The sequence below is a fragment of the Pedobacter paludisoli genome (assembly GCF_052344095.1).
GTDB lineage: Bacteria > Bacteroidota > Bacteroidia > Sphingobacteriales > Sphingobacteriaceae > Pedobacter.
In genome coordinates, this window is record NZ_CP179926.1 from 4,472,746 (window position 1) to 4,498,239 (window position 25,494).

Below are 25,494 nucleotides of genomic sequence, written 5' to 3' on the forward strand. Positions count from 1 at the left end.
ATAGCTTCGCCCTTTCAGTCACATTTTTTTTAAAAAAATGACCGATTAGTCAAGTTGCTTTATTTTAGGAATGTCTATTAAACCGCTGTTAGGCGGTAAAAACAACCCTTATTTATGCAGTGGCTCTACAAAAGCTACTGATGTGTTGATGTTTATTGAGTAGCCCATATCTTGCAAGCGTAGAATAATTCGTTGCTTATTTTGTACAGAAACCAACTCAGCAATAATTCCTTTAAACGGACCGGCTTTAATCAATACTTTTTCGCCGGGTTTTATATCGTGTTCAAATATTTCTAAATCGGCTTCAGTAGCCAACAATAATTTTAAATCTTCTATTTGCTTTTCAGGAATAGACGCTATCTTTCCCGAAAAATATACAAACCGAGCAATTCCATTGGTCATGAGAACTTCTGCATGTTCCTTGGCCGACATATAAACAAACAGATACGACTTAATTAAGGGTTCTTCAATCAGTTTCTTACGGTCGCTCCATTGCTTAAGCGTTTTTTTTAAGGGTAAATAAGCCGTTATTTGCTTGTTTTGTAGCCCTTCAAATGCTTTTTTTTCCGCTCTGGAACGTGTATAAACCGGATACCACTTGTACGTACTCTCCATATTTCGCCAATATGTTAATTTAAAACAACCGTTTAATTACCGGGGCTTCTTCCAAAATAACCACCATTTACGATCAACATCATCATAATACTCACTATTGCCATAACCGGTATAGTTTGAGTAATAATATGTTCCAGATCCGCTTCTGGTGTAATTACTCGTGTGAATATTTGCATGTAAATTTTCGTTATTAAAGGAGTTAAGAATAATTGACATGTTATTTAATGCATATTCTTTCGAAAGGCGTTCCGGTACCGAAGCTGCACTAAATTTTGATACACCAGACCGGATGATAAATAAGTTAACATCTGCCTGACGGATAACCGGAATGGCATCTGAAACCAAACCCACTGGTGCTGTATCAATGATAATGTATTCGTATATTTCTCGAAGTTCTTCGATTAATGTTTTCATTTTAAGACTATGCAGCAATTCTGATGGGTTGGGTGGAACAGGGCCAGACGTGATGTAATCAAAATGATGAATTTTATCATTGTTAATGATGTTTTCTAGCGTATCTTGATTGGATAAATACGTGCTTAACCCAGTTAAGTTAGCAGCTCCGAATGCTTTATGAAGCTTTGATCGACGTAAATCGGCGGCAATGATAATTACTTTCTTTTCAATAATACTGAGGGTTCCGGCCAAATTTAAGCTTACGAATGATTTACCTTCTCCTGATATCTCAGAGGTTATACAAATTACTTTGGTTGTTTTGTCGGCAGCTAAAAAACTTAAGTTCGTTCTTACAGAGCGCACGGATTCAGCAAAAATTGATTTCGGTTTTTCAAGAGATAACATTTGCTGTGTATCTGACTTGATTTTGCTTTTAAATTTTAAAATTACCCCAAGAATTGGAATAGCAGTTAATCCTTCAACCGTTTCTACATCGTAAATATACGGATTTAGTACCCTAACAAGAACAATTAAGCCGATGCCTATAAGTAAGCCTGTAATGAGGTACGAGCTGTAAATTTTACCGGGAACTGGCGAAATGGGCGAAAAAGAAGGCTGTGCTTCATTAATGATATTGGCTCCTGGCGTAACGGCTGCGGAACTGATTTGTGCCGCTAATTTTTTCTCGAATAGAAGCGAAAACATGCGCTGATTAATATCGTAGCTGTTTTGAAGCTTCGCGAAACTATTTTCCTTTTCAGGTAATGAATTTAAAGTACCTTTTACTTTGGCCAACTCAGCATTGGCTAATTTTAAAGCATTTACATTTCGTACTTTTAAATACTTGATATTATTGTAAATCTGATCTTTTAAATCCTCAATTTGCTGGTCTATTTGTTTAACAGGCGATGAGTTTGGCGTAAATTGAGCTAATTTTGATTCCCTGTCATTAAAAAGACTGTTTAACTGACCCACCAAGACTGGCAAGGCAATGCCATTAACACCATCTATGTTTAAGTTGAAGCGGGTTTTCTCTTGGCTATTTTTAACCTGAAGTTCAAGCTCTTCTATGGCATATTTTTGAAATTCTAATTCGGTTACTTTAGTTTGTGTTCCGTTTAAATTGGCAATATTGATTTGTTTATCCGTATTCGGGTCAACAATGGCATTTCCAGCTTTGTAGCTCGAAAGATTTTTTCCTGATTGATCAACCTTTTTATTTAAGAAATCAATCTGGCTGTCCAAATAAGCAATGGTTTGTTTGTCCGATCGTTGTTTAAGCTCCGCGTCGTTAATAATGTATTCTTTAATGATTGCATTTAAAATATCAGCTGAGAATTGAGGGTTTACATCGGTATGGGTCACATTCATGATGTTGCTGTATTTCTCTGCTTCAAAAATGTTTAATCCACCAACTGCCCGCCCATAAAAATCCATTTTGTGGTTAAACTTAAAGCTATACTTACCTCTTTCAGGAATAGGGCCATCAATGGTAAATATCATTTGCCCAAGGGCGATTTTATCCCCATAGTGATACGTGTGTTTTTGCTCTGGTAAATCAGCTGAAATCAATTCAAAACTATTTCTGTCGAGCGGGGTTACCGAGTAGGTGGCACGGCTGAAATTAACGCTGTCTTGTGCGATAACGTTTATTTTAAAAGGCTTATTGGGATACAATTCCGAAGTGAGTACCCTTCCTTTTAGAAAATAGGTAACTTTATAATCTAGATGCTCAATTGCTTTGTTAAAAACATCTAATGAGCGCATGACGGTTGCTTCTGATTGAATATTACTACTTTGGTAATTTCGGCTATAATTGCGCATCATGTTGCCGTTCACCGTGGCATCCGAAGGGTTTTCAACTAATTTTAACGAAGCTCCAGTCATGTAAACAGGAGGAATGGTACGCACGTAAAACCAAGCAATTACTATACTAATGAGCATACAACCTGCCACCCAATACCATCTGCTCAAAAATATTTTTGCAATTTTCCAATAGTTCAATTGCTGATCTACCAGAACGTTTTTAGCGATTTGATTATCCATATTATTTGGCAATTGCTAAAGCTAATAAAGCAAGGTTAACTAATACTAAAACTGGTTGTAGATAAACTGAAATGGATTGCGTTTTATCTGCAAAAGCAGATGACTTGGTTGGTTGAATGTAAATGATATCGTTGTTCTGTAAAATCAGTTTTTTGCTTGCTAAGCTATTGATATTATTTAGATTGACATAAATTATTTCCGGGTTGCTGCGGTCGCCACGAATGATTTTAACCGTTTTGATATCCGCATTTTTCGTTACGCCACCTGCTTCACCTAAAATGTCAATTAAGGTCGTATTGTCTTTTTCCAGCAGAAAATTGCCTTGTCTACTGAATTCGCCAAAAAGTGTAACTTTTAAATTAATAATACTTACGTCGATAATCGGATCTTTCAGCAGTTTTTCTTTATAAAGGCCTTGTATTTTTATGGCAGCTTCTCTTCTTGTAAGGCCATTTACATCAACTTTTCCAATGGCCGGTAGGGTAACATTCCCATCTAAATCTACCAAAAAGGATACTTTTGTCGACTCCGATGAAACAGTAGTTGCACCTGTAGCACCAAATTCCTGGTTTTGTAAATTACGAATAGCTAAAAGATCACTGGGCTTTATTTTGTAATAACCATCGCTAATGCCTTGGTCATTTATAACATAAACTTGTTTTAAAGTATCGGTAATTATATCGGTCGGGGCATTGAATAGCGTTTTTTCCTTGCGTATGCTACAAGAGAAAAGTAAAAGCGTGAGCAGCAGACAAATAAAAGATAGCGTGCTTTTAGGCATATAAGGGATGACAGATTTGTGATGATTATGGTTGTAAAGTTATTTTATTAATCAGATATTATGGAATAAAAAAGTAAAAAAAAACATTTTGTAAGCATAGTCCGCTAATTAATTTAGTGTTTATTCATACTTGTAGTAAGCGCAAATGTATTTAGCTGTTAAGTGAACAAATACATTCGGATTCTGGTTTTATGCATTTTATGAACAAAGTGCTTTACCCTCAGCAGGTTTAAACTGAATAAAAAGAATAGAACTCCTAGCATTTTCTATGGTTAAGTTTACATACAAGTCCCGTAGATTATGAAAAAGTTTTTTTATTGCTTTGCGATTTTTTGCTTCGCAGCGAACCTAAAGTTATGTGCACAGCCCACAGCTACAGGTTGTTATATCCCAGCTCATCAAAGAGTTTATACACAGGAACAGCAAGGCGTGATAAGTGGCGTTTTGACCTTGCTTCTAGGCGGTAATACTCTTTATTCGACAAGTACAGCTACAGATTTACCAAGTCCGTGTACAGGTTGGATACCGGTAAGTAGCACATCGGGTTGTCAGATATGCCCGGCGAATAATTATTCATTTTTGTCGGGCTTATTAAATGGTTGCAATGTACCATTTCAATATGGTACCAAAGGCACTTTTCAAATGGTAAATTGTCCACTAGATGAGTATGCAATTTTATTGCCGCTCCTGGCGGGTGTGTTTGGCTATTTATTTTTGTCCAAGCAATCAGTAGGTTAAATACAACTATAGAATTTTATATTTTTGTGGAGCCGTTGCATTTTCTATTTCTTAAAGCAAACGGTAAATCCCTAAAATGAAGATTACACTTATTACGGTTGTATTTAATGGTGAAAAATATTTAGAAGATTGTATTCTGTCGGTTTTAAATCAGACATATAAAAATCTTGAATATATAATTGTCGATGGTGGATCCACAGACGATACCTTAAAAATTATTGGGAAATACAAAGATCAAATTCAAATGGTAATCTCAGAAAAAGATAAAGGATTGTACGATGCTTTAAATAAAGGAATTTCCATGGCAACTGGCGAAGTGGTGGGGATGCTACATGCAGATGATTTGTTTGCCGATATGGATGTTGTAGCAGAAGTTGTTCGGGTTTTTGAAAATCATGAAACAGATGCAGTATATGGAGATCTTAATTACATTCATCCCCTTACACTCAAGGTGATTCGTAAATGGACATCCAAGCAGGCGAATTCTAATGATATAAAAAATGGATGGATGCCCGCTCACCCAACACTTTATTTAAAACGGTGCTTATTTGAGAAGTATGGATATTATGCTTTAGATATGGGCACCGCCGCAGATTATGACTTAATGGTGCGCTATTTTTTTGCATTTAAAATTGTTGCCCAATATCTGCCAAAGTTATTGGTAAACATGCGAACCGGAGGGCTAAGCAATCAATCCATTTCAAACCGTGCGAAGGCTTTGATGAACGACTATAAAGCCTTGAAAAGGAATCAAGTACCGTATCCTTGGCGCGCTGTCCTAAAAAAGAAGTTATCTAAGTTAACCCAATACGCTAAAATTTAACAGAAGAAATAAACCTGAAATAAAAAACTTGTTGACTTATGTCATGTCTATGGTCTTGTGTTGAAGTATAACTTGTTTTGTTGATGAGTATATTTTTTAGTTCTTTGATTTGATGTGTTTTGAGTACATGTATGTATTTTTAGGATATTTTTTTCTTTTTTTTATAAAAGGATGTCCTAACTTTTGAATTTTTGTAAGTCGTTTATACTTCGCTTTATTTTCTCTTAGAATGCCATTTTTGATAATGTGGCAATCTTCTAATCAAACGTTTGTTTGCCGAGCTAAAGTTTACAGCATGATTTTTTGTAGTTTTTAATTTACAGTATGTTTTGGTGTGATTTTAAGTGGTTGTTTGTGACTGCTTTGGTAATCCATCCTCTTTGCCAAAATCTTGTCTGTTTCCGCTATTGAAAATACAAAATTTCGTTTGTTTATTTTTCAAATGCGTTGTAATTTGTCTTCGTAATTATACCTAATTCAATATTTTTTGTTGTTTATGCTCGCGAGCGTGTCGCAGTTATTACCATTAAATATGCCTTGGTTATAATATAAATTACTATCCCTATGTTGTTACACTTATTAAAATTCAAAAGGTTTACTATCTGTGCCTTTTTATGTATAACCGCTTTTGTGGTTCGCGCTCAAAATCCTGGTCCAAATTACGCTTGCTGGACCTGGAATGGCAATGTTTTTTATGGAGATTATTCTCACACTGCAACTTATTCAAATTGGGGAGGTATGTATCATTATTATATTCCTGGCCCTAAAACTATTCAAGGTAATTACAGTGGAAATACAGCCACACCAATTTGTGGCCAAGTTAACTATGGGTCAAGCGGATTTGTAGCTGTTTCTCCACAAACAAATTGCTTCATTAATGTAAATGGGAATACTGTTCTGGGGAATTTATATATAGGAAATTACACAGCTTATTATGCAACATGTACGCCAGATCCTAATCAACTGCCTTTAGATAGCTATAACTGGTTACTATTGGTAGCGGCAGGCTCATTAACCGTTTTTATGTTCCGCAATAAGATTGAAAATAGTTAAAGTAATATGCGCATAATAACAATACATAAAGCAGTCGAAACACATAAGTCATTCATGAAAAAATAAGAATAACTACTATGCGAAACAACCTTATTTATAGCTTAATGCAGAATATAACCCGTAAGACGAGTACATAATTATCCTAAAACACATTCATTAATTGTTGATATATGTCAATCGTAATTCTTTTAAAAAGTCTGAACTTTTTGGTTTTTAGTAATAGTTGCTATAACTTGCGGACGTTGTCTATAAGTAACGTGAATAATCATCCCGAATTGTTTTACGGCGCTATATTTTTTATGGCTTGCCTGATGGCTCTTTTTAGTATGCCATCGATCATTTACACTTCATTAAGGTATCACCTTTTTGATAAGAGTGATTTATACAGAAAAAATCATAAGCGAAATATTTCGCGACTTGGGGGATTGGCTATTGTAGGTAGTTTTACCATCAGCCTATTGTTATTTTCAACGGTCATTAATTTCAAGGAAGCAAATTTTCTGCTCGTTTCTTGTATTCTGCTAACTGCTTTGGGCGTAAAAGATGACGTGTATGGAACCAATACCAGTACAAAATTTTTAATGCAATTAGTGGTCGCTTTTATTTTGGTGTACTTTGGTAATTTTAGACTCACCAGTTTATATGGCGTACTGAATGTTTTCGAAATAGACCCGTATTTCGGTGGCGCTTTTTCAATCGTTTTGATTATATTTTTAAACAATGCCTTTAACCTAATAGATGGCATTGATGGCCTAGCGGGCTCGATTGGTATTCTTGTGAATTTAATTTTTGGGGTGTTTTTTGCCTTAATGGGGCAAACCCCTTATGCATTTATAGCTTTTGCCTTGGCGGGCAGTATTGCTGGATTTTTAAAGTACAATTGGTATCCTGCCAGAATCTTTATGGGCGATACAGGGGCTTTAATGATTGGATTGGTTTCGGCAGCACTGGCTATTAAATTTATCGAATTAAACAAAGGTGCGGGAGTTCCAGCACTTCATTTTGATTCTGCACCAGCAATTGCAGTCGCAGTGTTAATTGTACCTATTTTCGACTCATTACGCATTTTTTGTAAACGAATTCTCCTGCGAAAATCGCCCTTTAAAGGAGATAGAGATCACGTTCATCATCGCTTGGAACGATTAAAATTTAAACCCAATCAAATTGTTTGGTTAACCGGTTCTTTAAATCTAATTATGATTGCTTTGACCGTTTTGTTGCAGCATTTGGGGAATTTTATGCTGATATCTTTGTTGATGGGAATTTGCTGTTTATTTAGTTTAATCATTACCATCAGTTTACGTGGAACCAGCGATAGCCATGCCTACAACGCCGTTTAACAAGCCCTGATTGCTTTCTCGTAATGTCCTTGTCAATAATTGACGCCCACAAATTAAATATCAAAATAAAACTTAATTTTGACCAAATATTTAATAAGAATGAGGTTAGCAATTAATGGTTTTGGAAGGATAGGAAGAACGTTTTTACGTTTAGCATTAGCGAATGGTTTTGAAATAGTTGGGATAAACGATTTGTCTGATGCACAAACAATGGCCCATCTTTTTAAGTACGATTCGGTACATGGTGTTTTTTCAGGTAAAGTTTCTTCAACCAGTAATTCCTTAGAAATTGAGGGAAGGTCTATTCCGGTTTTTTCAATTCGCGAAGCGGATGACTTGCCATGGGGCAATTTGCAAGTTGATGTAGTAATAGAATGTACTGGAAAGAATTTAACCATAAGCACGGCAGAAAAGCATTTAAAAGCAGGTGCTAAACAAGTGCTTATTTCAGCTCCGGCCGCAGAGGATATCCCCATGATTGTTTTAGGTGTCAACGATGCCGAAATAGATTTGACGAGCCCGATTCTTTCAAATGCAAGTTGTACTACCAACAATATTGCTCCTATGATTAAAATTTTGAACGATCATTGGGGAGTAGAGGAAGGGTATATTACCACCATCCACTCTATGACGGGTGATCAAAATCTACACGATTCGAATCACAAAGATTTACGACGAGCACGCGCCGCATCATCTTCTATTATTCCAACCACTACCGGTGCAGCAAAGGCTATAACCCATATTTTTCCAGAATTAGACGGACGTTTAGGCGGCGCAGGAATTCGGGTGCCCGTGTTAAACGGCTCATTAACCGATTTTACCTGCTTGTTGAAAAAGAAAACAACGATTGAAGAAATTAACGCAGCCTTTCAATTAGCCGCTGAAAATGAATTGAAAGCTGTAATCGAATATACAGAGGATCCGATTGTGTCAATTGATATCATTGATAATCCGCACTCATGTGTATTTGATGCAAAATTAACCTCTATCGTGGGCGATTTGGTAAAAGTAGTGGGTTGGTATGACAATGAATACGGTTATAGCAGTCGTTTGGTAGATGTTATCAAGAGAATAAAAGAAAATCAATCGAGGTAAATTAATTTGAGTAATCAGCCAAAATATTCATCAAAAAAAATGAACTTAGTGCACAATTGCTAACCAAATATCCATATCATGGTAAAATTTATCCTTGCCCAAGAAGTTCTCCCTTTAAGGAGCTTACAATTAAGAAATGGAAAGCCTTACTCGGAATGTGTTTTTGAAGGCGATACCAATTACGATACCTTTCATTTAGGCTATCTCAAAGAGGATGAATTACTTTCTGTTGCCACGTTTATGCGCAACGATTTCTTTCCGGATGAAGGAGAGGGCTATCAACTACGTGGGATGGCAACACACCCAAATGCGGGAGGGAAAGGATATGGAAAGGCCTTAATACATTTTGCAGTCGACTATTTAGAAGCATATAACACCGATTATTTATGGTGCAATGCACGATCGAGTGCAGCTAATTTTTATAAAAAATTGGGCTTTGTAAGTCAATCGCCTGAATTTGATATTCCCGGAATTGGATTTCATTACGAAATGAAGCTAATACTCAATAAAAAATTATAAATTTGAAATCCTATAGTGTATTATTCACACTATCTACTTTCAATTAAAATTAATCAAATTATAAAAATGAAAACGATTGACCAATTAAATTTTAAAGATAAGAAGGCTCTCATTAGGGTTGATTTTAACGTTCCCTTAGATGCTGATTTTAATATTACGGATGATAAACGCATTCGTGCCGCATTGCCAACAATTACTAAAATTTTAAACGATGGTGGTTCGGTAATTTTAATGTCGCACTTAGGTCGTCCAAAAGACGGACCAACGGATAAATATTCTTTAAAACATATTTTGGGCGATCTTTCAGCCTTGTTAAACGTTTCAGTAAAATTTGCTGAAGATTGTATTGGCGAAACTGCCGTAGCACAGGCAAATGCTTTGCAAGCAGGAGAGGTACTCTTGTTAGAAAACCTTCGTTTTTACAAGGAAGAGGAAAAAGGCGATGTGGCTTTTGCAGAGAAATTATCAAAATTAGGCGATGTTTATGTAAACGATGCTTTCGGAACAGCTCATCGCGCCCACGCATCTACGGCAGTGATTGCACAATTTTTTGGCGATGCGAAATATTTCGGTTATTTAATGGCTGCTGAAGTAGCAAACGCAGAAAAAATATTAAACCATCCGGAGCGCCCGTTTACAGCTATTATGGGTGGGGCAAAAGTTTCAGATAAAATCCTTTTAATCGAAAAGCTATTAGAAAAAGTAGATAATTTAATCATCGGTGGAGGTATGGCGTATACATTTGCCAAAGCACAAGGAGGTGAGATAGGTACTTCGCTTTTAGAAGCCGATAAACAAGAGTTATCATTAGAATTGTTGGCAAAGGCAAAAGCAAAAGGCGTTAATTTAATTTTACCAGTGGATACCGTAATTGCTGATAAATTTGCGAACGATGCCGCTAAACAAGATGTTGATTCGGGTTGTATCCCCGCAGACTGGATGGGTTTAGATATCGGTCCAAAATCTGCTGAATTGTTTGCCGATGTAATTAAAAACTCGAAAACCTTATTGTGGAATGGCCCAATGGGAGTATTTGAAATGGAAAGTTTTGAGGTAGGAACCAAAGCTGTTGCGGAAGCAGTGGTGGCGGCCACCAAAGATAATCATGCTTTCTCTTTAATTGGAGGTGGCGATTCAGCTGCAGCCATCGCTAAATTTGGAATGGAAGATGCAGTTAGTTATGTGTCTACCGGTGGTGGTGCATTGCTTGAGTATATGGAAGGAAAAGAATTGCCAGGAGTAAAAGCAATTAATGAATAAATAAAAAAGCGGAACGCTAATTTTTATAAAAGCATATTTGGCCAAAACCAAATATGCTTTTTTTGTTGGCAGGGTTTGCGATTGAAAATGTCTTTGGGATTTTCTCCCACTTTTGCCATTTTTGTCGATTTTTTTAGGGTAATTATACTTCCTTTCTCAATTTTTTGAATCATTAAACTGCTGATATGAAAATGTTTAGCGGTTTTTTTTAAGCGCAATAAAAAATAAATTTTAAAGATTTTCTTTCTTTTAAAGTGCTTTAAGATAGGTTGTTAAGCTAAAATCATTGTTTTTGTACTGTTTTTGTTTTTGGTTTTTCACTTGATTGGTGGGAGAAAATGTGTGTTGAAAACTTTTTTGTGGTAAAAAGTGGTAAAAAGTGGTAGAAGGTGCTTACTTTTACACTAGATAAAAAGTGCGTAGACCATTATGACTCAACTTTTAGGAGAATTCGATTGTAAACTTGATGCGAAAGGCCGCTTAATGGTGCCTGCTTCGCTCAAGAAGCAATTGCCTGAAGCGGAGCAAGATGGCTTGGTAGTGAACCGAGGTTTTGAGAAAAATTTGGTGATCTATCCACGAAAAGTTTGGGAAGCGATTGTGGCAGATTTGAATAAATTAAATCTCTACGAAAAAAAGAATCGTGATTTCTTGCGTGCATTTACACGCGGAGCAACAGAGCTTTCGCTTGATGCGGCTGGTCGTGTGCTTTTGCCAAAATCGTTAATCGAATTTGCGGGTATTAACTCGGATGTGGTGTTGGCTTGTCAGTTAGATAAAATTGAAGTTTGGGATAAGCAAGCCTACGAAGATTTGTTTGATGATGTGCCAGAGAACTTTGCAAATCTTGCGGAAGAAGTAATGGGGAATAAAAATAGGAGGGATGATGGAGAGTAAGTATCATATTCCGGTGATGTTGCAGCCTTGCATCGACGGTTTAAATATTAAGCCAGATGGGGTGTATGTGGATGTTACTTTTGGAGGTGGAGGTCATTCGAAAGAGATATTGAAGCATTTGGGGCCAAACGGAAGGTTAATTGCTTTTGATCAGGATCCGGATGCGCAACAAAATATTCCTGCTGATGACCGTTTTATTTTTATTGACCAAAATTTCGGATTTCTTAAAAATAACCTACGGTTAAAAGGCTTTAAGCAAGTGGACGGTATTTTGGCAGATTTAGGCGTTTCTTCTCATCAGTTTGATGTTCCTGAACGTGGATTTTCTACACGTTACAACGGAGAGTTGGATATGCGCATGGATCAACATCGCGATTTAACTGCTGCTCAAGTTTTAAATACCTACTCGGAAGATAAGTTGCATAAAATTTTTGGGATTTACGGCGAGGTTAAAAATGCGAAGACCTTAGCAAGGGTAATTGTGACTGCTCGTTTAGAGCGCGCGCTTACTGATATTAATAGCTTTAAAACGGCTATCGCTACCTGTCTCCCGAAAGGAAAAGAAAATAAATATTTGGCGCAGGTTTTTCAGGCACTCCGTATAGAAGTGAATGCAGAAATGCAAGTGTTGGAAGATTTTCTTCAGCAAGCTGCTGATGTGCTGAAAGTAGGCGGTCGTTTAGTGGTGATGTCGTATCACTCATTAGAAGATAGGCCGGTAAAAAACTTCATGGCAAAAGGAAAATTTCAGGGCGAAGTTGAAAAAGACTTCTTTGGGAATCAGCAAAAGCCTTTAGAGGTAATAACGCGCAAAGCGATAATTGCTACGGATGAAGAGATTGCACAAAACAGTCGTGCGCGCAGTGCAAAATTAAGAATAGCTGAAAAGATATGAATAGGTTCAGGGAGGATATAGAGGAAGAGGAAGTTGGACCAGAGCCAGCGTTAAAGGCGCAGGTTAAAAAGCCGAAAACGGCTGAAGAAAAAATGGACAGTAGTTCGTTTTCGGCAAAACTTTTTAGCGATGGGCTCGTATCGAAAGAGGCTGCAACAAATGCGTTGCCCTTTTTGTGTTTTTTAGCCTTTTTGGGGATGGTTTACATTGCAAACAGTCATTTCGCAGTAAACAACATTCGTCAAATTGATAAGTTGAGTAAAGAAGTAAAAGAATTAGGCTGGGAGTATAAATCGTTGAAAGCTGACCTCATGTTTAAAAGCAAATTAACAGAGGTAGCAAAAAAGGTAGATACACTTGGGATAAAAGAATTAATCGAACCACCAAAAAAAATAGTTGTTAAAAGCGATGAATATTAGAGCAAACATATTGCTTCGTGTATACCTGGCATTTGGCTTAATTGTGCTTTTTGCATTGGCGGTATTTGTTCGTCTGGGTCAGGTGCAATTTGTACAAGGTAAACGATGGAAATCAATGGCAGATAGCCTGTCGACACGTTATGTAAATGTAGAGGCGACTCGCGGTAACATTTATTCGAACGATGGCAGTTTATTGGCAACCTCAGTTCCGGAGTACGAACTGCGCATGGATATGTTTGCGGGTGGTATTCAGGATGATAATCTCTTTAATGAAAAGGTAGATTCTTTAGGGATGAAGCTTTCTCAACTATTTAATGATAAAAGCGCAAAAGAATACGCGCGTTATTTGCGTAAAGGGCGTCAAGATAGTGCGCGCTATTTGTTAATTCACCGCAAAGTGAGTTACAGCGATTTGAAAACCATCCGTAGTTTTCCGCTTTATAATGTGGGCAAATTCAGCGGAGGGTTAATTGCTGTGCAACAAAACAAACGTATTTTACCTTTTAAAGCCTTGGCAGCACGTACCATTGGGTATAAAAATGCCAACGTTAAGAATGGAGTTGGTTTAGAAGGTGCTTACACAGAATATATCAATGGGGAAACCGGAAAAAGGTTGATGCAACGTATTGCTGGTGGTGTTTATATCCCGGTTAATGAAGAAGCAGAGGTTGCGCCAAAAGATGGAGCCGATATTATTTCGACCATTGATATTAACATGCAAGATTTAACGCAAAGTGCTTTAGAAAAACAGTTGATTGCTTCTAAAGCTGATCATGGAACTGCTATTTTAATGGAAGTGGCAACTGGTGAGGTTAGAGCAGTTGCTAACTTTTCGAAAATCGAAGAGGGTGTTTATAAAGAAAAATTTAACTACGCTATAGCAGGAAATCAAGATCCGGGTTCAACCTTCAAATTGGCGTCTTACATGGCTTTATTGGAAGATGGATTAATTGATACCAATACGATGATTGGGACAGGTTATTATCAAATTCCAGGTAAATTAATTACCGATTCGCATCCGGTGATAACCACTGTGACGGTTAAAAAAGCGTTTGAAGAATCGTCGAATGCCGCCATTGCCAAATTAATTAACATGCATTACGGAAGTGACCCGATGAAATTTACCGATCATTTATATGAGTGGGAATTGAATAAAAAAATGGGACTTCAGATACCAGGAGAGGCAAAACCCGTAGTTAAAAATCCTGAAGGAAATCGCAGTTGGAATAAAAACATGACCTTACCTCAAATGGCTTACGGTTACGAAATGCAGTTAACGCCTTTGAAAATGTTAACCTTTTACAATGCGGTAGCAAACAACGGAAAGTGTGTTGCGCCAATTTTTGTGAAAGAAATTAGAAGATTAGGCAGCCCGATAGAGCAGTTTAAAGCACGTGTAATTAATGATCAGATTTGCTCAGAGTCGACTTTAAGGAAGGTAAGAGCAATGTTGGAAGGTGTGGTAACCGAGGGAAGTGGTAAGCAAATTGTGTACAATCCTTTATATAAAATCGCTGGAAAAACCGGTACCGCACAAGTGGCAGATGCCAATAGAGGGTACAAAGGCAAAAAGCAATATCAAGCATCATTTGTTGGGTATTTCCCTGCAGATAAGCCAAAATATTCGCTAATTGTGGTAATCAACGACCCTAAAGGGGCTTATTATGGTGCAGTAGTATCTGGGCCAGTTTTTAGAGAAATTGCCGATCGAATTTATGCCAGTGATATGGAGGTTTACGAAAGTTCTGCAAATCACTTGGTAGGAAACACAGGAACTCCTCCAACCAAAGCTGGGCAAAGTAAAGCCACACAGAAAGTATACAAAGCATTTGGTTTTAAACCACTTTTTGCCTCAAAATCGGAGTATTACAATATTATCGATACCAGTGCAGGTGCTGTTTTTCAAGAGAATACTGAGCGCAAGGGAATTATGCCAAACGTAAAAGGAATGGGCTTGAGAGACGCATTGTTTCTATTAGGTAATGCAGGCTTAAAAGCAAAGGTATCGGGAAGTGGGAAAGTAATTAACCAATCTATTGCAGCGGGTAGCAGGGTAGGAAAAGGATTGGGTGTAGAAATCGTATTAAACTAGTTAGATAAAAATAAATCGAAATGCAATTACAGGATTTACTTTATGGTGTAACGATAGAAAAGTTGGTTGGAAAAACCAATAAGGAGATTAATGCCCTCCATTTCGATTCACGTAAAGTGGGAGCGGGAGATGTTTTCTTTGCAGTAGTGGGGACTGTTTCTGATGGACATAGTTTCATTGAACAAACCATCACGCAAGGGGCAAACACGATTATTTGCGAAGTATTGCCGCAAAGCATAAACGAAGCAGTAACCTATGTTCAGGTGGCCAATAGCGCTATTGCGTTAGGCTTAATGGCGGGTAATTTCTTCGATAAGCCGTCAACAAAACTAAAATTAGTAGGTATAACCGGAACCAATGGTAAAACCACCATTGCCACCATTTTATTCAAACTTTTTAAAGATTTAGGCTACAAAACAGGTTTGTTGTCGACGGTTGAAAATTACATTCACGATGTAGTCGTGCCAGCCACACATACCACACCAAATCCAATCGCTTTAAATCAACTGTTGCATGATATGGTTGAAGCAGGTTGTGATTATTGTTTTATGGAAGTGAGTTCGCATGCGGTTTCTCAACACCGAATTGAAGGTTTAACATTTTCAGGTGCCGTTTTTTCAAACTTAACGCATGATCACCTTGATTTTCATAAAACTTTCGACAGTTATTTAAAAGCTAAAAAGGCATTTTTTGACGGTTTGCCAAAATCTGCATTTGCCTTAACCAATATCGATGATAAAAATGGTATGGTGATGCTTCAAAATACCAAGGCACATAAAAAGAGCTATGCGTTGAAACAAATGGCCGATTTTAAAGCAAAAATCATTGAAAATCAATTTAGTGGTTTGCATTTAGATATCGATAACGAAGATGTGTATTTCAAGTTGGTAGGTTCTTTTAATGCTTATAATTTGTTGGCTGTATACGGTACAGCTGTGCTGTTAGAGCAAGATAAGCTAAAGGTATTAACCCTTTTAAGTCGTTTATCGGGTGCAGAAGGACGTTTTGATTACATTACTTCGCCGAACAAGATAATCGGCATTGTTGATTATGCTCATACACCAGACGCAGTACAAAATGTATTGAGCACGATAGCAGATATCCGAAAAGGAACAGAGCAAGTAATTACCGTGATTGGCTGTGGGGGAGATAGAGATAAAACAAAGCGACCAATTATGGCGCAAGTAGCTTGCGACTGGAGCGATAAAGTGATTTTAACATCTGATAATCCGCGTACAGAAAATCCGCAAAGCATTATCGATGAAATGGAACTAGGTGTGTCGCCTAGTAACAAGCGTAAAACATTATCCATTTTGGATAGAAAGGAAGCAATTAAAACAGCCTGTCATTTGGCGCAAAGCGGCGATATTATTTTGGTAGCCGGTAAAGGCCACGAAAAATATCAAGAGATAAATGGGGTACGTAACCATTTTGATGATAAAGAAATATTATTGGAACAATTAAACCCGCAAAACTAATGTTATATCTTTTATTTGAATACTTACATAAACATTACGATATACCAGGATTGAGATTGTTCCAGTATATCACTTTTCGTGCTTCGGCTTCAATTATTTTGTCACTAATCATCACAACGGTTTATGGCCGTCGATTGATCGATTATTTACAAAAGAAACAAGTGGGTGAAACTGTAAGAAATTTGGGTTTAGAAGGTCAAATGCAAAAACAAGGTACACCTACTATGGGTGGGATTATTATTTTGCTAGGTATTCTCATCCCTACCTTGTTGTTCGCCAACATAACCAATGTGTATGTAATCTTAATGATTATCACCACCGTTTGGATGGGAGCCATTGGTTTCTTAGACGATTACATCAAAGTTTTTAAGAAAAATAAAGAAGGATTAGCAGGTAAATTCAAGGTGGTTGGCCAAGTAGGTTTAGGCTTAATTGTAGGAAGTACCATGTATTTTCACCCAAGCATTGTGGTTCGCGAAACCGTAAAAAATCCAATCGAAGGGTCATCAGCTAGAATGGTGCTGCGTAAAACAGGTGAAACGATGTATTACACGCAAGATGTAAAATCGACCAAAACCAATATGCCCTTCTATAAAAATAATGAGTTTGATTACGCTAAAGTTTTAAAGCTTTTTGGTGATGATACCGGGAAATATGCTTTTATCGTATTCTTGGCTTTCACTGTTTTTATTATTACAGCCGTATCAAACGGAGCAAATATAACAGATGGAATAGATGGACTCGCAACAGGAACATCGGCTGTCATTGGAACCACACTAGGGATTTTGGCCTATGTGTCAGGTAATACCGTAATGGCTGATTATCTGAATATCATGTATATCCCGAATTCGGGTGAGCTCATGATTTTTGCGGGAGCTTTTGTGGGAGCTTGCGTAGGTTTCCTTTGGTACAATTCGTATCCGGCGCAAGTTTTTATGGGCGATACAGGAAGTTTGGCCATCGGTGGAATTATAGCCTCTTATGCCATTATGATTCGCAAAGAGCTTTTGATACCAATTTTATGTGGAGTGTTTTTGGTCGAGTTGGTATCGGTTATCATGCAGGTATCCTACTTTAAATATACCAAGAAGAAGTTTGGCGAAGGGCGAAGGATATTTTTAATGTCGCCGCTTCATCATCACTACCAGAAAAAAGGATATCATGAAGCAAAAATTGTAAACCGATTCTGGATTATCGGAATTATGTTAGCCATTATCACCGTAGTAACCTTAAAATTAAGATAGTAAAACGCAATCAAAAAACATCAACCATGACCACGAACCATTCTATTACCGCTAATACTCAAACATCAAATGATGCTGGGATTCGTCGTGTAGTAATTTTGGGCGCAGGCGAAAGCGGCGTAGGTGCAGCCATATTGGCTCAAAAGCAAGGTTTTGAGGTGTTTGTTTCCGATTTCGGCGTAATAGACGATAAATACAAACAGCAATTAGAGAAGCATTCAATTCCATTTGAATCAGAAGGCCATACAGAGGCTAAGATTTTAAATGCAACGGAGGTGATCAAAAGTCCAGGTATTCCACCAAAGGTACCTATAGTGAAGAAGTTGGTAGAGAAAGGTATTTCGATTATTTCGGAGATTGAGTTTGCGAAACGCTATACAAACGCGAAAACAATTTGCATTACCGGCTCAAATGGTAAATCGACGACATCGTTGCTTACCTACCACATTTTAAAAAATGCAGGATTAAACGTAGGCTTGGCTGGTAATATAGGGCAAAGTTTTGCAGCTCAGGTGGCGACTGAAACCTATGACTGGTATGTGTTGGAGATTTCGAGTTTTATGTTAGATGATATGTTTGAATTTAAAGCCGATATCGCAGTTTTACTAAACATTACCCCCGACCACTTAGATCGCTACGATTATAAATTAGAAAACTATGCAGCTTCGAAAATGCGCATCATCCAAAATCAAACCGAAGAGGATGTGTTCATTTATTGCCTGGATGACGAAGAGACGCTGAAAGTGCTGAAGAACTTTAAGCCCTTGGCAAAAACCTATCCTTTTTCACTAAAAGAGAAGGTAGAACCAGGAGCTTATTTACAAGCCGATACGATACATATACAAATTGAACCAAATAAAGAACTAACCATGTCTATTCTTACCGATTTAGCCTTAAAGGGCAAGCATAATGTTAATAATTCTATGGCTTCGGGCATTGTAGCCAAGGTTTTAGAATTGCGAGATGAGTCAATCCGCGAAAGCATGGGAAGTTACAAAAACATTCCACATCGCTTAGAGCATGTAGCAAAAATATCGGGAATCGATTTTGTAAACGATAGTAAAGCAACCAATGTAAATTCTACTTGGTATGCGCTTGAAAGCATGACAACAGACGTGGTGTTAATCATGGGTGGTGTAGATAAAGGAAACGACTATCATATGCTGAAGGATTTGGTTCAAAGTAAAGTTAAAGCAATTGTATGCTTAGGAAAGGATAATAAACGTATTCACGATGCTTTTGAAGATGATGTAGAAGTTATTGTGAACACATTTTCTGCAAATGAAGCGGCGCAAATAGCCTTCCATTTAGCAAAAAGAGGCGATACCGTTTTGTTATCTCCAGCATGTGCTAGTTTCGATTTATTTAAAAATTATGAAGACCGTGGCGATCAGTTCAAAGCGGCAGTAAGAGAATTATAATAGGAGGCTCAAAAGATGTTGCAAGCACTACTTAATAAAACAAAAGGCGATAGATGGATCTGGTTGATCATCATCTTGCTTTCGCTTATATCAGTAATGGCGGTGTACAGTGCAACAGGAACTTTGGCCTATAAAAAAGGTGAGGCAGTTGAAAAATTACTTTTAACCAAACACTTAATATTTGTAATGATGGGGATTGGAATGATTTACATCGCTCATTTATTGGATTACCGCTATTATGCCGGTATTTCTAAGATTTTGATGATTATTACCGTTCCATTATTGTTATATACGTTGATATTTGGTGCCAATGTAAACGATGCTTCTCGTTGGGTTAAGATTCCGGTAATTGGATTAACCTTTCAAACATCGGATTTGGCCAAGTTAGCGCTGATAACCTTTTTAGCCAGAATGTTAACCAAGAAACAAGAAAACATCAAAAATGTAAAAGAATCGTTTATCCCAATTATGGGCTCTGTTTGTGTGGTTTTCGTGTTAATTGCTTTAGCCAATTTATCGACAGCATTGATGTTATTTGGCGTAAGCATTCTCTTGTTAATTATCGGACGGATTAGTATTAAGCAGATTTCGTTGGTATGCGCAGGCGGAGCGGTGTTGTTAACATTAGTGGTATTGTTAGGCCCACGTAGAGCAACCTATGCTTCCAGAATTAAGTCGTTTATGCATCCGGAGATGCAACATTCAGATAAAACTTTCCAGGCTGATCAAGCGAAAATTGCGTTGGCAACTGGTGGTATATTCGGTAAAGGACCAGGTAATAGTACACAACGCAATTTCTTACCACACCCTTATTCAGATTTTATTTTTGCCATTATTATTGAAGAATGGGGGACCATTGGAGGAATTGTAATCATGCTGCTTTATCTGGTGCTTTTATACCGATGTATAAAAATAGTTACCCGAGCCCCAAAAGCATTTGGGGCATTGTTAGCTGCCGGCTTAAGTTTTAGTTTAACCATTCAAGCATTTGCAAATATGGCGGTTGCTGTAGGTTTAGGGCCCGTTACAGGGGTGCCATTGCCACTCGTAAGCATGGGTGGAACATCGATGATTTTTACCAGTGTTGCTTTCGGTATTATTTTAAGTGTTAGCCGCGATGTTGAAGAAAATGCAATAACCACGAGTAAGGAAGAAAAAGAAACGAGTAAAAATAAAATTGTAGTAGGTGAAATTCCTGCTTTTGGATAACAAAGAATACTTAACAAATGAATAATTCCCCAAAAATTATCATATCAGGTGGTGGCACCGGCGGGCATATTTTTCCCGCCGTAGCCATAGCCAACGCATTAAAGCGTTTGGTTCCTTCTTGTGAAATTTTATTTGTGGGGGCAATAGGACGTATGGAAATGGAAAAAGTTCCTGCGGCCGGATATAAAATAATTGGCTTAAATATTAGCGGAATTCAGCGTGGCTCAATCATGAAAAATTTGTCGCTTCCTTTAAAAGTACTTGGAAGTGTTCAAAAGGCCAAACAAATTATCAGCGAGTTTAAGCCAGATGTGGTGGTAGGAGTAGGAGGATATGCATCGGGTCCTTTGTTGTATGCCGCTTCAAAAAAAGGTATTCCGTATTTAATTCAGGAGCAAAACTCCTATGCGGGATTAACCAACAAATGGTTGGGGAAAAAAGCATCTAAAGTTTGTGTAGCTTTTGATGAAATGAGCCAGTTTTTTCCAGCGGATAAAATTTTGAAAACAGGCAATCCAGTACGTAGAGATATGGTGGATATTGCCGGTAAACGACATGCAGGTGCCGAATTGCTAAAACTAGACCCCTTGAAGAAAACCATTTTGGTGGTTGGAGGAAGTTTAGGTGCGGGAACATTAAATAAAAGTATTGAAAAGCATTTGCCTGAAATTTTAAAACAAGATGTTCAGGTTGTTTGGCAAACGGGTAAGTTTTATTACAAAGGAATCATGGAGCGTTTAGGTGTCAATCACCACCCGAATGTACGTGTTTTAGAGTTTTTAAATAGAATGGATTTAGCCTACGCAGCAGCGGATGTAATCATCAGCCGTGCCGGTGCTGGAACCATTGCCGAACTTTCACTTGTTGCCAAACCGGTTATTTTGGTGCCTTCTCCAAATGTTTCAGAAGACCATCAAACTAAAAATGCAATGGCCTTGGTAAAACATTCGGCGGCAATTTTAGTGAAGGATGTAGATGCAGAAGAAAACTTGGTAAAAGTGGGTTTGGATTTATTAAAGAACCCCGCAGAATGTACCAAATTGGCTAAAAATATAGCATCTATGGGTTTGCCAGCAGCAGATGATGTTATTGCGAATGAAGTGTTAAAATTAATAAAACGATAAGGAGTCCTTTTAAAGAAATAAGTAAGAAGTAGCGATAAGGCAATTTTCGAAAAACAAGTTTAAAGAATGGAATTAGGTAAAATAAATAGAGTGTATTTTGTAGGTATCGGTGGAATCGGTATGAGTGCACTTGCACGTTATTTTGCCAAACGAGGTTGTGTAGTTTGCGGGTACGATAAAACCAATACCAAGCTCACAACTGCATTAGAACAAGAAGGAATTTTAATTAGTTATTTGGATGAAGCAGCTGCTTTACCTTGTGCCTTTTTGGATAATCACGACGATACCTTAGTGGTGTATACGCCGGCCATTCCAAAGGATTCAAAAATTCTAAATCACTTTCTTGATAAAGGATTCAGTATAAAAAAACGTTCAGAAGTTCTAGGAATCATCAGCAAGGGAATGTTTTGTGTAGCCGTTGCAGGTACCCATGGGAAAACCACCACTTCATCTATTGTGGCACATGTGTTGAAAGACACAGGGTACGATTGTACGGCATTTTTAGGTGGTATCACCAGTAACTATAACAGCAATGTATTGTTTGGTAAAAACAATGTAGTGGTGGTAGAAGCCGATGAATATGACCGCTCATTCTTAACGCTTCATCCAGATATCGCAGTTGTGACGTCAATGGATGCAGATCATTTGGATATTTATGGCGATAAAAGTCACTTAGAGGATTCCTTTCAGCTATTCACAAAACAATTAAAAGCTGGTGGAACTTTATTCGCACATGAAGGATTGCCTTTAGAAAATAGCATCAGCTATGCGGTAAGTGAAACGGCTGCAGCGAAAGCGGAAAATATACGAGTGGAGGATTCGAAATTTGTGTTCGATTATACCGATCAACAGCAAACGATCAAGAACATTGGCTTTATGCTGCCGGGCAAACACAATGTAACAAACGCAACCGTTGCAATTGCCATTGCTTTAAAATTGGGGATTGATGCAGATAAAGTAAAACAAGCGATTGAAAGCTTTAAAGGTGTAAAACGCAGATTTGAATATATTGTACAAAACCAAAACCATATTTACATTGATGATTATGCACATCATCCAGAAGAGTTAAGAGCTTGTTTTGATGCGGTGCGTCAGTTATATCCAACTAAAAAACTAACGGTTGTATTTCAGCCGCATTTATTTACGCGTACCCGCGATTTTGTGGAAGGTTTTGCGGAGGTTTTGAATACCGTAGATGAATTGTTTCTGTTAGAAATTTATCCGGCGAGAGAATTGCCGATAGCAGGGATAAACGCAAAATTTTTATTGGATAAAATAGCGCTCGAAGCAAAAAACATTTATAGCAAAGAAGCGGTGTTGAAACATATTGAAAAGGAACAACCTGAATTGTTGCTCACTGTTGGTGCTGGTGATATTGATACATTAATTGACCCTTTAAAACAATTATTAAATCATGCTTAAACGAATAAATTGGAAAGCTGTTTTTATTTGTTTTGCTTGGCTGGTTAGTCTAAGCGGGGTGGTGGTATTGATGAGTTTTATCAATGTTAAAAAGCAAACGATTAAATGTGCCGATGTACGCGTCATCATTCCGGGAGCCGATAATTTTATCGAACGGGAAGAGGTTGACGCAATTTTAAAGGAAGACCAAGGCGTTTTAATCGGAAAGAATTTAGAGGATATCAATATCCATAAAATTGAAAAGAAGTTAATTGCTAACCCCTATATCGGCTATGCGAAAGTATATGTGGATATGGATGGTGTAATGCATGTAGAGGTTAAGCAACGTCAACCAATTTTGCGGGTAATCAATGCAACGGGTCAAAATTTTTACATCGATAGCGATGGATTAAAAATGCCAATTTCTTCAAACTTTACGGCCAATGTATTGGTTGCTACAGGGAACATTGCAGAAGTTTTTGGAAGCCGGGTAGATACACTACACACGCAGTTGGCACACGACTTGTATACAACAGCGCTTTATTTGAAAAAAGATACACTTTGGGACAACCAAATAGAGCAAATAAATGTTGATGAAAAAAATGATATGATTTTAATCCCCCGTGTGGGAGATGAAACCATTGTTTTGGGGAATGCAGATTCGCTGGATACCAAAATGAGAAATTTAAAAGCATTTTATGCTGCAGCCTTGCCACAAGTAATTGCCCGGAAGTATAGAAGTATTAGCATCAAGTATAGTAATCAGGTAGTATGTGAAAAACGCGATTCGCTGGAGTTGTTGAGAAGTACCAAGGTGATGTCGACGGCTGATAGCGTGCTTAGCCGACAAAAAGTAACCGATTCATTAATCAATAGCAGCATTGCAGAATTGAATGATGAAAAACCGACGCCTGCTGAGCCAAAAGTAGTGAAAACGGAAGCAACAAAGGTAGAGGTAAAAAAGGTTGAACCTAAAAGGCCGGAGACAAAAAAGCCAGAAGCAAAGGTTGTAGAACCTAAAAAAACAGAAGTAAAAAAGGTAGAGCCTACCAAAAAAGAAGTAAACAAGGATAAAGTAGCCATACAAGTTGAAAAACCTAAAACGGCAAAGCCCGATGTAAAGAAGGAAACAGCCACTGCTAAACCCAAGTTAACAGATGCAGAGATACGCAAAAGAAGAGAAGAAGAAATCAAAGCCCTAGAAAAACAATATAAAACTCAACAACATTAATAATATGGACAAGGCAAAATTTACCAGTCAGTCGCCCATTGTAGTAGGATTGGATATCGGTACTACAAAAATTTGTGTTATCGTTGGTCGTAGAACACAACACGGCAAAATCGAAATTTTAGGAATAGGAAAAGCAGAGTCGGCAGGGGTAACCCGTGGAGTGGTTTCTAACATTCAAAAAACCGTGCAGGGCATTGCTCAAGCTGTTGAAGTAGCAAGCGGACAATCCAATGTAGAAATACAGGTGGTAAATGTGGGAATCGCGGGACAGCACATTAAAAGCTTACAGCACCGTGGGATTTTAACCAGACGAGAATTGAATAACGAAATCGGTAAAAAAGATATCGATAAGTTAATCGAGGATATGTTTAAATTAGTTATGCCTCCAGGTGAAGAAATTATCCATGTTTTACCGCAAGAATTTACCATCGATAACGAACCGGGTATTAAAGATCCGATTGGTATGGCAGGGGTGCGCCTTGAAGCCAATTTCCATATCATTTCAGGACAGGTTACTGCGGTAAAGAATATCATTAAATGTGTTAACAATGCAGGTTTACAAACACAAGATTTAATTCTTGAACCACTAGCATCTTCAGAATCGGTGTTGAGCGATGAAGAAAAAGAGGCTGGTATTGCATTGGTAGATATTGGTGGTGGTACAACGGATATTGCTATTTTTCACGAGGGCATTATTCGCCATACAGCGGTTATCCCTTTTGGAGGAAATTCTGTAACCGAAGATATTAGAGAAGGTTGTTCTGTAATGCGTAATCAAGCAGAGTTGTTAAAAACCCGTTTTGGTTCTGCATTGGCAGAAGAAAATAAAGAAAACGAAATTATTTGTGTACCGGGCTTACGTGGTCGCGAACCAAAAGAAATTTCGGTGAAAAATCTTGCTTACGTGATTCAAGCGCGTATGGAAGAGATTATCGAGCACGTGTATTATGAAATTAAGTCATCGGGATACGAGAAAAAATTAATTGGTGGTATTGTAATTACCGGAGGCGGTGCCTTATTAAAACACTTGAGCCAATTAGTAGAGTACGTAACTGGATTAGATTGCCGCATTGGTTATCCGAACGAGCATTTATCGAAATACGAAGATATGCCGAAAACCATTTACGACGATTTAAAAAGCCCGATGTATGCAACCAGTGTAGGTTTACTTATTAAAGGAATTCAAAAGGCCGAAGAGGTATTGGAAGAGATGAAACGTCCGGATGTGATTGTGGCAAAACCACAAGCAGTGAAAGAAAAACGCGGACCTGGTTTATTCGATAAATTGCTGGCAAAAACCCGTACATTCATTCAAGATGATATGAATGTAAGTGATGAAGATTACTTAAAAGGGTAATATTTTTCAACAATAGATGAGTTTTCCACATTATAAACACTTGTGGAAAACGTCTGTGGA

The 25,494-nt window shown here is 37.7% G+C and carries 23 protein-coding genes; 19 read left to right on the plus strand and 4 right to left on the minus strand.

Annotated elements, in window-relative coordinates:
- Positions 1-108: 108 nt before the first annotated feature.
- From ACJVDK_RS18440 to ACJVDK_RS18450, 3 genes are read right to left on the minus strand one after another with little or no spacing between them, the layout of a single operon-like run.
- Positions 109-615 carry a UpxY family transcription antiterminator gene (locus ACJVDK_RS18440; protein ID WP_443938135.1) on the minus strand — a complete coding sequence of 169 codons (507 nt, stop codon included), beginning with the start codon at positions 613-615 and terminating at the stop codon, positions 109-111.
- Between the two features lie 36 nt (positions 616-651).
- Positions 652-3,057 (minus strand): GumC family protein, encoded by a 2,406-nt coding sequence (locus ACJVDK_RS18445; RefSeq protein WP_443938136.1) that lies wholly within the window; start codon positions 3,055-3,057, stop codon positions 652-654.
- A 1-nt stretch (position 3,058) separates the two neighbouring features.
- Positions 3,059-3,838, minus strand: a complete 780-nt coding sequence (locus ACJVDK_RS18450) for a polysaccharide biosynthesis/export family protein (RefSeq protein WP_443938137.1) — start codon at positions 3,836-3,838, stop codon at positions 3,059-3,061.
- Between the two features lie 300 nt (positions 3,839-4,138).
- On the opposite strand from ACJVDK_RS18450, the gene ACJVDK_RS18455 reads away from it, so the two are divergent.
- The 7 genes from ACJVDK_RS18455 to ACJVDK_RS18485 all read left to right on the plus strand — a co-directional run bounded on the left by ACJVDK_RS18455 (position 4,139) and on the right by ACJVDK_RS18485 (position 10,666).
- The gene (locus ACJVDK_RS18455; protein ID WP_443938138.1) at positions 4,139-4,576 is read left to right on the plus strand and encodes a hypothetical protein; all 438 of its coding nucleotides are present in this window, start codon (positions 4,139-4,141) and stop codon (positions 4,574-4,576) included.
- A 76-nt stretch (positions 4,577-4,652) separates the two neighbouring features.
- Entirely contained in the window at positions 4,653-5,399 is a 747-nt protein-coding gene (locus ACJVDK_RS18460; protein ID WP_443938139.1) for a glycosyltransferase family 2 protein, read from the plus strand.
- Between the two features lie 564 nt (positions 5,400-5,963).
- A complete protein-coding gene (locus tag ACJVDK_RS18465; protein ID WP_443938140.1) occupies positions 5,964-6,452 on the plus strand; it encodes a hypothetical protein in 489 nt (162 codons plus the stop codon).
- 242 nt (positions 6,453-6,694) lie between these two features.
- Positions 6,695-7,792 (plus strand): MraY family glycosyltransferase, encoded by a 1,098-nt coding sequence (locus tag ACJVDK_RS18470; RefSeq protein WP_443938141.1) that lies wholly within the window; start codon positions 6,695-6,697, stop codon positions 7,790-7,792.
- 99 nt (positions 7,793-7,891) lie between these two features.
- Complete coding sequence (gap, locus tag ACJVDK_RS18475) at positions 7,892-8,887, plus strand: type I glyceraldehyde-3-phosphate dehydrogenase (RefSeq protein WP_443938142.1); 996 nt, start codon at positions 7,892-7,894, stop codon at positions 8,885-8,887.
- Positions 8,888-8,965: 78 nt separating this feature from the next.
- Positions 8,966-9,406, plus strand: coding sequence for a GNAT family N-acetyltransferase (locus ACJVDK_RS18480; protein ID WP_443938143.1), 441 nt, complete (start codon positions 8,966-8,968; stop codon positions 9,404-9,406).
- A gap of 66 nt (positions 9,407-9,472) precedes the next feature.
- A complete protein-coding gene (locus tag ACJVDK_RS18485; protein WP_443938144.1) occupies positions 9,473-10,666 on the plus strand; it encodes a phosphoglycerate kinase in 1,194 nt (397 codons plus the stop codon).
- 23 nt (positions 10,667-10,689) lie between these two features.
- Here the strand turns inward: ACJVDK_RS18485 and ACJVDK_RS18490 are convergent, their stop codons facing one another.
- Complete coding sequence (locus ACJVDK_RS18490; RefSeq protein WP_443938145.1) at positions 10,690-10,839, minus strand: hypothetical protein; 150 nt, start codon at positions 10,837-10,839, stop codon at positions 10,690-10,692.
- 256 nt (positions 10,840-11,095) lie between these two features.
- Here ACJVDK_RS18490 and mraZ point away from each other — a divergent pair, with 256 nt between their 5' ends.
- The 12 genes from mraZ (at position 11,096) to ftsA (ending at position 25,434) form a co-directional block, all read left to right on the plus strand.
- Positions 11,096-11,563 (plus strand): division/cell wall cluster transcriptional repressor MraZ, encoded by a 468-nt coding sequence (gene mraZ, locus ACJVDK_RS18495; protein WP_443938146.1) that lies wholly within the window; start codon positions 11,096-11,098, stop codon positions 11,561-11,563.
- Entirely contained in the window at positions 11,553-12,458 is a 906-nt protein-coding gene (rsmH, locus tag ACJVDK_RS18500) for a 16S rRNA (cytosine(1402)-N(4))-methyltransferase RsmH (protein ID WP_443940070.1), read from the plus strand. The genes mraZ and rsmH overlap by 11 nt, the downstream gene beginning before the upstream one ends.
- Positions 12,455-12,877: an FtsL-like putative cell division protein gene (locus ACJVDK_RS18505; protein ID WP_443938147.1), complete on the plus strand. Its 423-nt coding sequence runs from the start codon at positions 12,455-12,457 to the stop codon at positions 12,875-12,877. The genes rsmH and ACJVDK_RS18505 overlap by 4 nt, the downstream gene beginning before the upstream one ends.
- Complete coding sequence (locus ACJVDK_RS18510) at positions 12,867-14,969, plus strand: penicillin-binding protein (RefSeq protein WP_443938148.1); 2,103 nt, start codon at positions 12,867-12,869, stop codon at positions 14,967-14,969. Before ACJVDK_RS18505 ends, ACJVDK_RS18510 begins: the two co-directional genes overlap by 11 nt.
- 20 nt (positions 14,970-14,989) lie before the next feature.
- On the plus strand, positions 14,990-16,447 hold the full coding sequence (locus tag ACJVDK_RS18515; protein ID WP_443938149.1) for a UDP-N-acetylmuramoyl-L-alanyl-D-glutamate--2,6-diaminopimelate ligase: 1,458 nt from the start codon (positions 14,990-14,992) through the stop codon (positions 16,445-16,447).
- Positions 16,447-17,691: a phospho-N-acetylmuramoyl-pentapeptide-transferase gene (gene mraY, locus ACJVDK_RS18520; RefSeq protein WP_443938150.1), complete on the plus strand. Its 1,245-nt coding sequence runs from the start codon at positions 16,447-16,449 to the stop codon at positions 17,689-17,691. Before ACJVDK_RS18515 ends, mraY begins: the two co-directional genes overlap by 1 nt.
- Before the next feature lie 26 nt (positions 17,692-17,717).
- Entirely contained in the window at positions 17,718-19,112 is a 1,395-nt protein-coding gene (murD, locus tag ACJVDK_RS18525) for a UDP-N-acetylmuramoyl-L-alanine--D-glutamate ligase (protein ID WP_443938151.1), read from the plus strand.
- A gap of 15 nt (positions 19,113-19,127) precedes the next feature.
- The gene (locus tag ACJVDK_RS18530) at positions 19,128-20,321 is read left to right on the plus strand and encodes an FtsW/RodA/SpoVE family cell cycle protein (RefSeq protein ID WP_443938152.1); all 1,194 of its coding nucleotides are present in this window, start codon (positions 19,128-19,130) and stop codon (positions 20,319-20,321) included.
- Between the two features lie 17 nt (positions 20,322-20,338).
- A complete protein-coding gene (gene murG, locus ACJVDK_RS18535; RefSeq protein WP_443938153.1) occupies positions 20,339-21,445 on the plus strand; it encodes an undecaprenyldiphospho-muramoylpentapeptide beta-N-acetylglucosaminyltransferase in 1,107 nt (368 codons plus the stop codon).
- A 66-nt stretch (positions 21,446-21,511) separates the two neighbouring features.
- Positions 21,512-22,867, plus strand: coding sequence for a UDP-N-acetylmuramate--L-alanine ligase (gene murC / locus ACJVDK_RS18540; protein ID WP_443938154.1), 1,356 nt, complete (start codon positions 21,512-21,514; stop codon positions 22,865-22,867).
- Positions 22,860-24,077 carry a cell division protein FtsQ/DivIB gene (locus ACJVDK_RS18545; protein ID WP_443938155.1) on the plus strand — a complete coding sequence of 406 codons (1,218 nt, stop codon included), beginning with the start codon at positions 22,860-22,862 and terminating at the stop codon, positions 24,075-24,077. The genes murC and ACJVDK_RS18545 overlap by 8 nt, the downstream gene beginning before the upstream one ends.
- Before the next feature lie 4 nt (positions 24,078-24,081).
- Positions 24,082-25,434: a cell division protein FtsA gene (gene ftsA, locus ACJVDK_RS18550; RefSeq protein ID WP_443938156.1), complete on the plus strand. Its 1,353-nt coding sequence runs from the start codon at positions 24,082-24,084 to the stop codon at positions 25,432-25,434.
- Positions 25,435-25,494 lie beyond the last annotated feature (60 nt).